The sequence below is a fragment of the Pandoraea iniqua genome, assembly GCF_902459685.1.
GTDB classification, from domain to species: domain Bacteria; phylum Pseudomonadota; class Gammaproteobacteria; order Burkholderiales; family Burkholderiaceae; genus Pandoraea; species Pandoraea iniqua.
In genome coordinates, this window is record NZ_CABPSF010000002.1 from 820708 (window position 1) to 834868 (window position 14161).

Below are 14161 nucleotides of genomic sequence, written 5' to 3' on the forward strand. Positions count from 1 at the left end.
GGCCTCCCCACAAGGAGGCCCTTTTTATTTCTGGAGCCACACAATGCTCGAAAGTGACGTGACACATCCGAATCAACGCCTTTGGGTGACGTTCTATCCAGGCAAGTTGCCGAACGAAGCTCGCAGCCGCGAGACTGGGAAACCTGAATTCGACCTAGTCGATTTCGTTCGCGTTGCTGTCCCTGGTGATACGAACAATATCGTGGAGCGCCCGGTGCGCGATTCGGATCACATCGAGTGGCCGCATCAGTGGAACGCTTATAAGAACAGCCAGAGCCATCGCCCGACAGAAGGAACACCCGTCGAAGACTGGCCGCGCCTTGATGTTGCCACAGTCGCAAAGCTGAAGGCCCTCGAATTCCATACGGTCGAGCAGATCGCAAATGCGTCGGACGCCGCTATTCAACGCGTCGGCATGGGCTGCTACGAACTGCGAGACAAGGCAACCGCTTTCATCAAGAGCGCGAGCGATAGCGCGCTTGCCCAGAAGCAAGCCGAAGAATTGCGCCTGAAAGATCAAGAGATTGCGGATTTGAAGGACACGGTTGCGCGATTTGGCGCACGCCTTCAGGCGCTTGAGTCAGATGAGCCGCCGCGCCGTGGTCGGCCCCCGAAGAGCCAGGAGGCATAAGTGGGCAAATCGCTACTCCAACTTGTCCAGAAGGTGACCGGTGAATTGGGCCTTGTCATCCCGACTGCCGTCGCCGGTAATACCTCACAGGACATTATCCAGATCGCGGCATTGATGAATGCTGTTGGCGATGAGTCGCAAGCCAAGTTTTGCTGGCAAGCGCTGGATACGGAGTATCGATTTACGACCGCTTATCAGCAAATTGCGGGTAACACCACGAACGGTAGCCCCATCGTCTCGGGGCTTGCCTCCACTGCCGGGATTTTGCCCGGTACGTTCATGGTGACAGGGCTTGGCGTCCCCCAAGATTGCTATGTCCTGAGCGTGGACTCTGTATCTCAGGTCACGCTCAATCAAAACGCGACTGTGACGGCTACAGGATCGCAAATCGTCTTCGCGCAGACAAAGTACACGATGCCCGCTGACTATGACCGCCTTATTGACCGGACGCAGTGGGACAAGTCGAAGCATTGGGAGATGCTTGGCCCGGAATCGCCCCAACAGTGGCAGTGGATCAAGTCGGGCTATATCGCAACTGGCCCGCGTGTTCGGTGGCGGGTCTTGGGCGGTTACTTCCAAGTGTGGCCTGCTCTGAACACGTCTGAGTATTTGGGACTTGAGTACACATCGAAGTATTGGGCGCGAGATGCTACCGGCACACCCAAAGACGCACTTACGCAAGACACCGATACCAGCATCTTCAGTGACCGAATGATGGTCATTGGGACGAAACTGAAATACTTCGAGATCAAGGGATTTGACACGACGGCCTTGAAGCGGGACTTCGACTCCGAGTTTGATATCCGCATGGCCACGGAGCAGGGGGGGGCAACGTTGTCGATGGCTCCGCGCCTCTCGCAGGTTCTGGTGGGTCCGGAGAATACTCCAGACAGCGGTTACGGATTCCCGGGCTGACATGGCGCAAATCCCATCTCTCTCGGCGCATAGAGTCGCCCGGTCACGCGCGCAGTCGGCTAATGCATCGGTTTCGTCACTCCCGGCCCCTGTTGGTGGGTGGAACGCCCGTGACTCGATTGCGGCTATGTCTCCGACCGATGCGGTGATTTTGGAGAACTGGTTTCCGACCACGTCGGATGTAATGGTGCGCATGGGTTATACCCAATTCGCGACCGGCATTCCGACTCAGGTAAACAGCGTGATGGGATATAACCCGTCCGCAGGAACGCACAAGCTTTTTGCAGCAGCGGGGACAGCGGTCTATGACGTGTCGTTGGGAGGCGCAGTCGGTGCGCCGGTCATTAGTTCGCTGACCTCCGATAAGTGGATTCACACAAACTTTTCGACTAGCGCCGGTCCATTCATGTTGATGGTCAACGGTGCGGATGGATATTACGTCTACAACGGAACGACTTGGCAATCCGTCACCAGCAGTTCCACTCCGGTCTCGATCACTGGCGTTGACCCCACAACGCTTACGCATGTAACCAGTTTCGCTTCACGCGTCTGGTTTATCCAGAAAGCATCCCTCAAAGCGTGGTATTTGCCCGTCGGGCAGATCGGCGGCGCAGCAACTGTGTTCGATCTTAGCGCCATCTTCCGGCGTGGCGGCAGCCTCGTTGCCGCAGGCGTTTGGACGGTGGATGGCGGCTATGGGATGCAGGACTATATCTGCTGGGTGACAAGCGAAGGTGAAATCGCGGTTTACGGTGGCACTGACCCATCCCAAGCGTCCACGTTCAATCTGGTTGGTGTTTATCGTCTCGGCTCTCCGATGGGGAATCGATGCTTCCAGAAGTACGGTAGCGATCTACTCTATGTCGGTAAGGACGGTCTTGCGCCGATGTCCAAGGCGCTGGCCAGTACCCGCGTGGATACACAGGTGAACCTCACGGCAAAGATCCAAGGGGCGATCTCTGAGGCCACATCGTTGTATGCGAATAACTTTGGCTGGTGCATGGTGCTGTACCCGCTGAATAACATGGTCATCCTGAACGTGCCGGTTGCTTTGAATGCTCAGCAACAGTACGTCATGAACACCATTACAGGGGCTTGGTGCCCATTCAAAGGCTGGAACGCCAACTGCTGGGAACTGTTTGACGACAAGATCTATTTCGGTGGAAACGGCTACGTTGGATTGGCATGGAATACGTTTTCTGACAACGGCCAGAACATCAACGCAATAGGGCTGCAAGCGTTCAATGACTTCGGTATGCCTGCCGTGAACAAACGGTTCACGATGATGCGTCCGATTCTATGGACGAATGGCTCTCCGGCCATATTCGCCGGGGTGAACGTCAACTATGACCAGAACGTCCCTCAGTCCACGTTGAATTTTGCTCCTGTCGCTTACGGCGTCTGGGACTCGTCGGCGTGGGATCTCGCGCTGTGGGGCGGCAGTCTCAATATCAACAACGCATGGCAGGGCGTCACGGGCATCGGCTCGACAGGTGCCCCAATCCTCAAGGCGACGACAAATGGCATTGAGACGCATTGGGTCAGCACGGATCTGGTTATGGAAAGCGGGTGGACCCTATGAAGCGCATTGTGTGGGATCAGTCCGCACGCGTCATTGATTGGGTATCTGCGAAGACCGGCGAAGAAGGTTATCCACTCGCTGTCGGCATCGGTCTTGAGAAGAACGGCGAGCTAATCGCAGGTGTCGTTTTCAATCTCAAGGCTGGGAAAAACATTCTCATGCATGTCGCCTCGGACGGAAGTCGCCACTGGATGACGCCCGCATATATGGCCGCATGCTTTCGCTATGCCTTCATCCAAGAAGGATGTAACCACATCACGGGGCTTGTCAGGTCCGACAACTCCGATGCTCAACATTTCGATGAAGGGCTTGGATTCGTCAAGCGCGGTCTCTTGCCCAAGGCATGTGACGACGGTGCAGACCTGATTATCTACGGCATGCTCAAAGAGGAATGCCGCTTTCTAGACGGGAAATATCATGCCGCGCTTCTTGAATCACTTCGATCCTGATCTTCCTGTCCGAGCGTTCCGGAAATCCCTTTTCCGGAATCGTCCGGAGACGCTAGAGGGCGGCGGCAAAGGGGGCAGCGCGCCATCGGCTCCCGACCCCTATGCGGTCGCGGGTGCGACGACGCAGACCAATCAGCAGTCTGCTGCGTACAACAAAGCCCTGAATCTGGGTAACTACTCGAATCCGTTCGGTAGCCAGCAAAGCGGAATCAGCGGCTATGACCCTGCGACAGGCGCGCCGATCTATCAGACCAATATCAGCGCTAACCCTCAGTTGCAGGGGGCGATGAATGGATTGTTTGGGCAGATCGGTCAATCTGGGAACATCAACCAGAACGCGATGAATGGCCTATCGGGCCTGATGGGCACATACCAGGCCCTCAATTCCGGCTATGCGGGTCTCAATCCGGAACTGATCAATATCGGGAATGGGATTAACCAACAGGCAGCGCAAAACGCGCAGCAACAGGGTCAAGACGCCGCCTATAAGGCCCAGACGCAGTACTTGGACCCGCAGTTCTCTCAGCAGCAAGAAAGCCTCCAAGCGTCTCTGGCGAATCAGGGCCTCACGCCAGGTTCTCAAGCGTATCTGAACGCGATGACGAACTTTGGCAATCAGAAGCAGCAGGCGTATAGCAACGCTGCCAATCAAGCCATCATGACCGGCTCCCAGCTTGGCGCTCAGAACTGGCAGAACCAACTTGCAGGCGCTCAGGCACAAGCTGGCTTGGTGGGACAAAAGGCCTCTCTCTTCGGCCAGATGCAAAACAACTTGCAAGGTCAGGCCGGGCTGTATGGCCAGCAAGTCGGCATCGGTCAGTTGCCATATTCCAATCTGCAATCGATTGCCTCGATGGTTCCTGGATACTCCGGGCCTGCGCAATCTGCGGCACAGCCTGCGAACATCGGCCAGAATATCTACAGCAATTACCAAGGCCAGATGAACCAGTACAACGCTAATCAGGCAAGTGCGAACTCTACGATGGGCGGTTTGTTCGGGCTTGGTTCTGCTGGGATCATTGGGCTCTCGTCCTTCTTTTCGGACCGCAGGCTTAAGACATGCATCAAGCGCGTCGGTAAGTGGGCCAATGGCCTAGGTGTCTACACCTACCGTTACCTGTGGGAAGAGGACGATGTGCGCCATATCGGCTTCATGGCTGACGAGGTTCGCAAGGTGCGTCCGCAAGCTGTGGTTCCGCATGAAAGCGGCTTCGATATGGTCAATTACCAGATGGCGGGGGTGTGAGATGGTTTGGTCTCTTGGGGGATTTTCGCCTTCTGGCATCTTGGGGAATCTGTTTAGCAATAGCAATCCGTCGCCTCTTTCGGGCGGCTCTGCTGTTCCTATCGGGATGGGAGGGGGGCTACAAGGATCGATGACAGCACCTCTAGGAAGTGGCGTCGCAGAAAGTGGGATTGATAGCGCGGCATCACCATTCCTTCAAATGGCTCTTCAGCAGGCAATGAAAAATGGGGGCGGACAAGCCTCTCCGAACATGTCGCCATTGTCGGCAGCGCAAGACAACAGTCAAGCAGGTGTCACGCTTGGTGCGCCCCTGCCAACGGTGCCCTCAGTAAATCCGCAAATGCTCGCGCGCGCTCTTCAACGATTTCAAGGTTAAGGGGGAAAAATGGCAACCTCGTCGGGTCCGGTGATCCTCCCTCAGTTCCAAGGCGATTATCTTGACGTTCAGCGCAAGCAGCAATTAGCTCAGGCGCTTATGGGCGTCGCAATGAACAATGGCGGCGATCAGCTAAACAAGATGGGCGCAGGCATGCCTGTCATGCCGAAATACAGCATCGGATCAGGCATTGCCCAGCTTGGCCAAGCGCTTCTTGCTGCGAAACTCGGAAACGATTCCGTCGAAGGAATGCGCAACCTTGGCGCTCAGCAAATGCAATTCCTGATGGGTTCGCCGCAAAGCGCCCAGCCTTCCACACAAACCTCGGATGCTGCTCCGGTTGGCGTATCATCGGGTGGTGGCTTGGCTGGCTCGATGCAGGTTGCTAATCCTTTCAGCGATGGTTCGAACGATACTAGCGCTCTGGCCAACGCCCTTAGCACGCAGCGTAGCGGCGGATTCCTATCTCCGGGTGGTCCTAATAACCCCGCTGGTCTTCCGGCGCAGATGGCCGCACAGCTTTACCTTAGCGATCCATCAAAATATTGGGAGACGCAGGCCAAGCAATTCGACCCGACCGACGCAACGAAAATGGCGCGCGCCGCTGGAATGGACCCGACGCAGGCAAACCGTGGTGCGCTCGCCAAGGCCAACTTCATTGCTCCGGTATCGTTGCGACCGGGCGGCTATATGTTTGATCCCATGTCGGGCCAGACACAGCAAATGCCGCATGTCCCGGATGGATTCACGGCGGTCCAAGGGCAGAACGGCCAATGGAATATCGTGCCAGTCCAAGGCGGTCTTGGTGCTATTGCGGATACCACGGCTGCCCGCGCACGCGGTAACGCGCAATACAACCTCAAGGAAGTCTATAACCCGCAGACGCAGCAAATGGAGTATCAGACCACGACGAATGTCGCGGACGCTGCGAATGGTGGTGTACCAGCGGGCAACCTGCCTGCCCCGATCCGGAATAACAACCCCGGCGCGTTGATGCCGGGAGGCCGTCTCGCACAGTACAACTCGCCACAAGAAGGGTTGGCCGCAATGGACAACAACCTTCAGAACTACGGCAAACAAGGCGTGAATACGCTGGCCGGGGTTATTTCGAAGTGGGCACCTCCGAACGAGAACGACACGAAGGCCTATATCGCTGATGCGGCGCAGCGATTGGGCATCAAGCCCGACCAGAAAATCGACCTCGGTAATCCGTATGTGCGCCAAGCGATTAGCTCGGCAATCATGCTGCGCGAGAACGGGCCGAATGGGGTATTCGGCTATCCGGGGCAGCAAGGAACTCCGAATGGTGCGCCAAGCGTTCCCCAAGGATATCCGGGCGCTCCTGGCGCAGCAGCCCAACGGTCCGGTGGTTTTGCCGCAGCACCCCCGCTTGGTGTAACGACCGCTGCAAATGCCTCGCAAGGTGCGCCCAGTAAGCAGATGGGAGATGCTCAATCAGCGCTTTCCGATGCCGATAGCGTCTACCAACAATCCCGCGATGCATTGACGAACATGATCGGCCTAGCTCAGAAACAGGGGGTTGGCGGGACACTTGCGCGATTCGCTCCGGAAGCTGTGGCCACCCGTCTTAGCACGGATGCCGCCGAGTATGGAAAGCTGCATGCGAACTACGTCAGTCTGCAAGGGAAAGCCCTTGGGGCAGCTGGCAGCGATGCGTCTCGGGCCACAATCAACGAATCAGTACCGACCTACGATAAGCCCCAAGATGCCAAGATTTCCGGCCTCAACAACCAACTGAATCAGTTGGATTTGATGCACCTGAAGCGCCAGGTCATGGCCCCTCTGTTCCAACAAGGTAACGAAAAGGCTTACACGCAGCAATCAGCCGCTTTTGACAACATGGTCAAACCGGCCATGATGCCGACCATTGCGCCGATTTTGCAGATGAACGGTGATCAACAGCGGGCGGCAGTCCAGCAGGCGGTGAAGCAAAACGCATCATTGAAGCCTGTCTTTGAGATGATGTTCAATAACGGGATGCTGAAATGAGCGCATTTGACGACTACCTGAACGCTGCCCCCCAGCAGGCATCTGGGCAGTCGTTTGATGCATATCTCTCGGCTGGCTCTCCGTCATTGCCAGTTGCGAAAGCGCCGCAGTCCGCACCGGTGGGCGCGCCTCCTTCCACCAACGGATTTACGACCGGCGTAGGTGACGTTATCCGTGGGATTGTGCAGTCCGCTGTTCATGGGATCGGATATGCAGCAGACAAGATCGCCCCTGATTCTCAAATGGCGGCAGATTTCCGATCTGGCATTCCTCAGGTCGACGCACAGATCAATCAGCAAGAGGCGCAATACAATGCTGCGCGCGCTGCTGCGGGGAAGGATGGCATTGACTGGGGACGTATCGCTGGCAACGTTGTGGGTTCGGCCCCTCTCGTTCTGAACTCTCCTGGAGCCGCCGCTAGCACCTTGGGGAAGGTTGGCCTAGGCGCTGGCACGGCGGCTTTGAGTACTGCATTCACGCCAGTTACCGATATCCCAGAGGGTAGTTCATATGCTGACCAGAAGCTAAATCAGTTGGCGCTTGCTGGTGCTGTCGGCGGCGCAGCGCCTTTGGTCGCCACTGGGCTAGGAAAGGTTGTTTCTGGCGTTACCGATCCCGTCCGGCAACGTCTTGCGCAAGCTGGCGTGCAGATGACTCCGGGGCAAATCCTCGGGGGTGCGCTTCAGCGAACTGAGGACAAGCTGACCAGCGTTCCGGTTCTGGGGGACATGATCAAGAACGGCCAGCAACGGTCTGTGCAGAGCTTTAATCGTGCGGCATATGACAGTGCGCTTGCACCAATCGGGCAAGAGATTCCGGCGAACGTCGGGACAGGCTCTGCGGGCGTTGATTACGTCCGCAAGCAGATCGGTGATGTCTACAAATCACTCACGCCCCGGGCGACGTTCATAGCTGACCAGAATTTCAGCAATGACCTTGCTGGCATCCGTGCCAGCCTTGCGCAGAATGCACCGAGTGCCCTAAATCAGTTCGACAACATTGTCGAAAATCAGGTCACCAAGAAGTTGAACGGAAACCTGCTGAGCGGCGAGCAGTGGGGTAATAGCCGATCCACTATTTCAGGGATAGCGCGTAATCAGCGGCTTGGTAACGCCACTCCTGATAATCGAGTCTTGGCAGACGCATTGGATGACCTCAACGGTGCGATCAATGCCGGGGTAGGACGCGCGAGTCCTCCTGATGTGCTTCAAAGTCTCCAGAATGCCAACGCGGCATATTCTCAGTACAAGCAGATCGAGCGAGCCGCAGGCATGGCTAACGCCTCGAATAACGGGAATATTTTTACGGCGTCCCAATATGCGAACGCTCTACGCCGCAGCGCGACCGCTTCACAGAAAGCTACGAATACCGGACTAAATGGGCAATTCGCGGCTGATGCTACCGAAGTCCTCGGGGCAAAGTATCCGGACAGCGGAACTGTAGGCCGTTCCCTGCTGACATTGGGCCTGGGCGCTGCGGCTGGTCATGCTGCTGCACCCGGTGTAGTTGTTCCTGCCGCAGTTGGCATTGGATTAGGGTCTATCCCCTACACGGCAACTGGCCAGAAGCTAGCCCAAGCGTTGCTCATGAACCGCCCGGCTGCTGCTTCGTCCGTGGCCAATGCAATCTCAACGCTTGGTCCACGGGTTGGCGTCCTTCTTGGAAATCCTGTCGCACGCCTTCAGAATCCGTGACCAGATGGGAGGCACGATCATGCTTAGCAGCGATAAGCAGATTGAGGTAATGATAAACCGTGTTGTTTGCTCTTCAGTCATATGAGTTTTAGCCGCCCCCGGGGCGGCTTTTTCATTTCAGGTACTGGCCAGTATAGACCAGTCGTCCGGGGGAACAACGGTGGCTAATGACGACATGAACGATGCCGAATTCAGAGTACTAGCTGAGCGCATTAATCAGAACCTTGATTGGCAAAAGCGCATGGACGGGAAGATGGAGACGATTCTCCAGCTTCAGCTCGCGCTCGCCCGGCAACAAGAGCAGATCGATACCTTGAATAAAGGGCAAGAAGTTCTCTTTGAAAAGTCAGATGAACTTCAGGACGCTCTCAAGCCGTTGCGCGACGAAGTCATTGGAAACCGGCGTGCAGTCCGGATTCTTGCGGCGATAGGTAGCGTTTTGCTGGCCGGTTCGACCACCGTTTATTCCCAATGGCGTCCGTGGGCAGATGACATCGCAAAAGCCAAGGCAGCAAGGGATGATCAGATCGCTAAGTATCAATACGACGTGGGTTCCGAGCTGCGACGCGCCGACAATCGGCTCACGGTTCTTGAATTCCGCGCCAACAACGCCGACCAGAAGGGGGCGAAATGAACACTTTTGACATGCAAACGCTCATTGCCGAACTGAGCCGGGACGAGGGCCGAAAGTTGAAGCCTTACATCGACACCGTTGGCAAGACGACCATTGGAGTAGGCCGCAACCTCTCGGACGTGGGGATCTCTGACGCCGAGTGTGATGCGATGTTGCAAAACGATATCGCACGAACGGTCGGATGGCTCGACCGAAACGTGTCATGGTGGCGTGATCTTGACGCCGTTAGGCAGCGCGTCGTTGTCAATATGGCGTTCAATCTCGGGGGCGGTCTATTGACGTTCGTCAATACGCTTGCGGCTATGCGGCGCGGGGATTATGGGGCTGCTGCTGATGGGATGCTCGCCTCTAAGTGGGCGACGCAGGTTGGTGCCCGAGCACAACGTCTTTCGCAAATGATGCGCACGGGAGCGAGTTCATGAGTACGTGGGGCGATATCGCAAACGTCGTAGGGAAGGCTGCTCCGGTCATTGGCGGCTTGCTTGGCGGTCCTGCTGGGGCTGCTGTAGGAGGCTTGATTTCGTCAGCGCTCGGCACCGATAACAATCCTGATGCAGTTTCTGCCGCGCTTGCCGGGAATCCTGATGCTCTTGTCAAAGTTCAGGAGTTGCAAACGAACGCAAAAGTGCAACTTCAGCAGTTAGCCGTAACTGCTGAGCAGAACCGAATGCTCGCAGCGAATGCGCAATATTCTGCCGAAGCGGCAGATCGGGATAGCGCGCGAAAACTTGCCGGTCAACAGCCTCACGACTGGATGAGACCGTTGCTCAGTCTCGCGATTATCGCTGCGACCATCGGGATAGTGATGATGGTAATGCTTGGCGTTGCAGATGGAACTTTGCGCGATCCCGTAATTTCGGCGACTGCCGGTGGTCTCGTCATGTACTTCGTCCGAGAGTCGTCTCAGGTACTCGGATTTTGGTTTGGGATGACGCGCGAAGCTTCGGTACAAACACAAGCGATCACCACATTTGCGACATCCCCTGGCACTGTGACGTTGGGTCAAAACGGCGTCTCTTCACCGGCAAGGGTTGCGGGATCGTCTGGGAGTGGGGTTACTACCGACACATTCAAGGGCAACTAGCCCCCCCCTACAAAACAGATTTTTTAAGCCGCCTACGGGCGGTTTTTTCGTTTACAGGAGCAAGCGATGCCCTACAACGGCTCAGGTGTATTCCAACTGGTTACGGGCAATCCGGTGGTCACTGGCACCACGATCAGTTCGACAGTGCATAACAACACCATGTCTGATATCGCCAACAACGGTCTGACATTGGCGGTTACGAAGGATGGCCAGCAGACACCCACCGCGAATCTTCCAATGGGAGGGTTTCACCATACTGGGGTGGGCAACGCTGCGGCTCGCAGTGACTACGCGGCCGCGGGTCAGGTGCAAGACGGCACGATGCAATTCCTTACGGGAACTTCTGGATCAGACACTATTACGGCATCTTCAGCGGTTCCACCGTTGACTGCCTATGTCGCCGGACAACGTTTCAGCTTCGTAGCAGCCGCAACAAATACGACATCGACAGTTACGTTGAATATCAATGGAATCGGGGCAAAACCCATTTCGAAGCAAGTGTGGACGCCACTTATTCCAGGGGATATCGCTGCTGGCATGGTCGTGACGGTTGTCTATGATGGTACGCAATTTCAGATCGTCGGTGGCCCGATGGGGCAGTCAATCGGGATTGTTGGCTCCGTCCGGAATGCCCGAATGTATGTGCCGGTGGTTTCGTCAACGGCGGTTTATACGGCCGACGAGGTCATCGTGCAGACGGCACTCGGCGGCATTTCATACCTCCTGAAATCGCTCTCTATTGGCATCAACTTGGGGACGGTTGGGGCAGGCGGCATGGATATCGGCTCGCCGCCGGCCAATGGCTTTTTAGCGACGTATGCCATCTATAACCCGACGACTCAATTCACCAACACCCTCACGGTGAATGCTACGTCGGCGGTCGCGCCGCCCATTTATGGAGGCGCCAATATGCCGGCCGGCTTCACGGCGAGCGCGCTTATTTCCGTTTGGGGGACGGACGGATCTGGGAATCTGATTGGTGGGATGTTGCGAGATCGTACCGTCGGTCACACGGGTAGAACCGTGTTTACTACTTCATCCGGCACGTCTGGTTTCGCGCCTTTCAACACGCTTGCAACCGTCCCACGAAACGCGATAGAAAATATTCTTTTCCTCAGCACGTCAAACACATTGGCAAATGCCGTCATGTCTCTGACGGTGGGTGGAGACATTAACGGCATCGGGCCTGTAGTGTTGGTTCCGCTGCCGACTGCCGCCGCTCAAGGGGCCGGTAGCCAAGGAGTGACTGCGACAAGTAACGTTGGGCAACTCTGGTACAACGCGAGCAGCAATATTGGTACGCCGACCTACACGGTTATTTCACTGGGGTATAAATTCTGATGGCTACGACCATTTACATTCGCGTGGATAGCGAAGGCAATCTGACCGACTATTCGCCCAGTCCGCAAGACCCGGAATATTGGCCCGGCTTCATCGAAACCGATACCAACAATCCGTCATATGTCGCGTGGTACAACACGCGTGACCCATTCATCAAGTCCACGCTGCCAGTTCCGGGGACGTGAAATCCTACGCCATCTGCGCGAGATAGGAGTACCGGTCAATCCTCCGACCGCCACCCTCCGTGATTATTCGGCCCATTCCAGCCTGCGTAGGGCTTATCGATGTCTATCGCGCCATGCTCCGTCGGCTCATAGATCGCGGTGGGGTGGAACTGCGCGAACCAGTCGCGGGCTGACTCGGCATCCATGCGATGGCGCGTCGTTTTCCAGCGCTTCGAGCCAGGCGGTTGGTAGCGGTAGAAGTGGAGGGTCGTCACTGCGCGGTCTCTCTCAGCCGGTCGAGATAGTCGGCCCACGCCTGCATCAGTTCGCGGCGCTTGTCGAGCCACTGCGTTCGATTGTAGGCACGTCCCAGCGAGTCGCGCACCGAGTGAGCCAACTGCATTTCCACCACCTCGGCGGGAAATCCCAGCGCCTCTACGGCGAGCGTCCGGGCGGTCGCACGCCAGCCATGCGGTGTGATCGTCTCGGCGTCGAAACCCATCAGGCGCATCGCGGCGGATAGGGTGCCGTCGCTGATCGGGCGCACGTCACCGCGCACGCTAGGGAAGACGTGTGTCCCAGAACCGGTTAGCCGATGCAGGTCGCCCAGGATGTCAACGACCTGGCGCGCGAGCGGGACCACGTGTGCCGCGCCGTTCGCCTTTCCCTCTTTCGTTCGCTTCATACGGCTCGGTGGGATCTCCCACACTGCACCGTCCAGATTGAACTCTGACCACTCTGCGAGCCGCTGTTCGCCCGGGCGCTGAAAAAGGTACGGGCTCAGCTTCAACGCCGCCTCGACGACCGGATTACCGGTGTAGCCGTGAATGGCCTTTAGCGTCCTGCCAAGCTGTCCCGGGTCGATAATCGCCGCGTAGTGCCGAACGGGCTTGGGCGGGATGGCCCCGCGCAGATCCGAACTCGGGTCGCGCGTGGCGCGCCCTGTGGCAATCGCATAGCGGAACGCCTGCCCGATGATCGAGCGCAGCCGGTGTGCGGTTTCCAGATTGCCGCGCGCCTCGACTCGTTGGAGGGCATCGAGAATGATCGGCGCGTCGACGTCAGCGATAGGCGTCTGGCCGAAGTAGGGGAAGACGTGCGCCTCAAGCCTGCGCAGGTTTCGCGCCGCATGCGACTCGGACAGGTCAGCCGAGAACTTGCGATGCCACTCCCGGGCGATGCTTTCGAAGGAATTCGATATGGCGGGGCTGCGACTGGCCTTGGTAGCTGCCCGTGCTGCGCCGGGATCGATCCCCTTGGCGATTTGTGCGCGTGCCGCGTCACGGGCCTCCCGTGCGTCCTTCAGGCCAACGGCAGGGTAGACGCCGAGCGCGAGAGTTTTCTGCTTCCCGTCGAACCTGTAGCGCAGGCGCCAATACTTCGCGCCGCTCGGCTGGACTTCGAGGTACATGCCAGCGGCATCGCCGAGGCGGTATTGCTTGTCGGCCGGAGCGGCCTTGCGGACGGCTATGTCGGTGAGCGGCATTAGCGAGTGGTGTTGGTGGTATCGGGTTCCGGTGGTACGGCGGATGCCACCACATGTACCACCATGTACCACCGGAAAATTTCGAACGAGTATAACCGATGGCGGAAAAGAAAAACCCCGACGAGGCTTGCTCTGTCGGGGTTTCAAGGAAAACTGCGAACTACTGTGTAATGGTATTTGGTGGAGCCGGCGGGGATCGAACCCGCGTCCGCAAGTACTCTACGACCAGTTCTACATACTTAGTTCAGTCATTTGATTTAACTGTTTTGTCGCGGACGAACACGCTACGCAACAGCGATCCATTTAATTTTAGGCCCCGGCGCCATGGCACCACCGGAGATTATCTGACGTAAATGACCTCGCGAGGTATTGCTACCCTAACCCGTCAGAGAGCTAGTGCGAGGCAGGCGCCCTTAGGCAGCCAGTGCGTACGAGTTATCGTTTGCAGTTACTAATTTTCCCATTGATTAACGAGGTGACGGGTCCTCGGTATGCCCTGAATCGCTTCGCTACCCACGTCGAAACCATGTCGGCCCCAGTGGTAAAACG

The 14161-nt window shown here is 57.0% G+C and carries 13 protein-coding genes and 1 other RNA gene; 12 read left to right on the forward strand and 2 right to left on the reverse strand.

The features are described 5' to 3' along the window. Positions 1–43: 43 nt before the first annotated feature. From PIN31009_RS09440 to PIN31009_RS09495, 12 genes are all read left to right on the forward strand, one after another. Positions 44–631 carry a hypothetical protein gene (locus tag PIN31009_RS09440; protein ID WP_150790064.1) on the forward strand — a complete coding sequence of 196 codons (588 nt, stop codon included), beginning with the start codon at positions 44–46 and terminating at the stop codon, positions 629–631. Continuing rightward, positions 632–1546, forward strand: coding sequence for a hypothetical protein (locus PIN31009_RS09445; protein ID WP_150790065.1), 915 nt, complete (start codon positions 632–634; stop codon positions 1544–1546). Between the two features lie 127 nt (positions 1547–1673). Then, complete coding sequence (locus PIN31009_RS09450) at positions 1674–3128, forward strand: hypothetical protein (RefSeq protein WP_150790066.1); 1455 nt, start codon at positions 1674–1676, stop codon at positions 3126–3128. Next, the gene (locus PIN31009_RS09455; RefSeq protein WP_150790067.1) at positions 3125–3577 is read left to right on the forward strand and encodes a GNAT family N-acetyltransferase; all 453 of its coding nucleotides are present in this window, start codon (positions 3125–3127) and stop codon (positions 3575–3577) included. The genes PIN31009_RS09450 and PIN31009_RS09455 overlap by 4 nt, the downstream gene beginning before the upstream one ends. Then, positions 3546–4823, forward strand: coding sequence for a tail fiber domain-containing protein (locus PIN31009_RS09460; protein ID WP_150790068.1), 1278 nt, complete (start codon positions 3546–3548; stop codon positions 4821–4823). Before PIN31009_RS09455 ends, PIN31009_RS09460 begins: the two co-directional genes overlap by 32 nt. A gap of 385 nt (positions 4824–5208) precedes the next feature. Next, a complete protein-coding gene (locus PIN31009_RS09465; RefSeq protein ID WP_150790069.1) occupies positions 5209–7209 on the forward strand; it encodes a hypothetical protein in 2001 nt (666 codons plus the stop codon). Continuing rightward, on the forward strand, positions 7206–8903 hold the full coding sequence (locus PIN31009_RS09470) for a hypothetical protein (protein WP_150790070.1): 1698 nt from the start codon (positions 7206–7208) through the stop codon (positions 8901–8903). Before PIN31009_RS09465 ends, PIN31009_RS09470 begins: the two co-directional genes overlap by 4 nt. A 175-nt stretch (positions 8904–9078) precedes the next feature. Further along, positions 9079–9537, forward strand: a complete 459-nt coding sequence (locus tag PIN31009_RS09475) for a hypothetical protein (protein ID WP_150790071.1) — start codon at positions 9079–9081, stop codon at positions 9535–9537. Further along, positions 9534–9959, forward strand: coding sequence for a glycoside hydrolase family protein (locus PIN31009_RS09480; RefSeq protein WP_150790072.1), 426 nt, complete (start codon positions 9534–9536; stop codon positions 9957–9959). The genes PIN31009_RS09475 and PIN31009_RS09480 overlap by 4 nt, the downstream gene beginning before the upstream one ends. Continuing rightward, the gene (locus PIN31009_RS09485; RefSeq protein ID WP_174997065.1) at positions 9956–10621 is read left to right on the forward strand and encodes a hypothetical protein; all 666 of its coding nucleotides are present in this window, start codon (positions 9956–9958) and stop codon (positions 10619–10621) included. The genes PIN31009_RS09480 and PIN31009_RS09485 overlap by 4 nt, the downstream gene beginning before the upstream one ends. Before the next feature lie 66 nt (positions 10622–10687). After that, the gene (locus PIN31009_RS09490; protein ID WP_150790073.1) at positions 10688–11962 is read left to right on the forward strand and encodes a hypothetical protein; all 1275 of its coding nucleotides are present in this window, start codon (positions 10688–10690) and stop codon (positions 11960–11962) included. Continuing rightward, positions 11962–12147 carry a hypothetical protein gene (locus tag PIN31009_RS09495; RefSeq protein ID WP_150790074.1) on the forward strand — a complete coding sequence of 62 codons (186 nt, stop codon included), beginning with the start codon at positions 11962–11964 and terminating at the stop codon, positions 12145–12147. The genes PIN31009_RS09490 and PIN31009_RS09495 overlap by 1 nt, the downstream gene beginning before the upstream one ends. Before the next feature lie 250 nt (positions 12148–12397). Here the strand turns inward: PIN31009_RS09495 and PIN31009_RS09500 are convergent, their stop codons facing one another. Then, entirely contained in the window at positions 12398–13612 is a 1215-nt protein-coding gene (locus PIN31009_RS09500) for a tyrosine-type recombinase/integrase (RefSeq protein WP_150790075.1), read from the reverse strand. A 178-nt stretch (positions 13613–13790) separates the two neighbouring features. Further along, positions 13791–14149: a transfer-messenger RNA gene (ssrA, locus tag PIN31009_RS09505) on the reverse strand. Between the last annotated feature and the right edge of the window lie 12 nt (positions 14150–14161).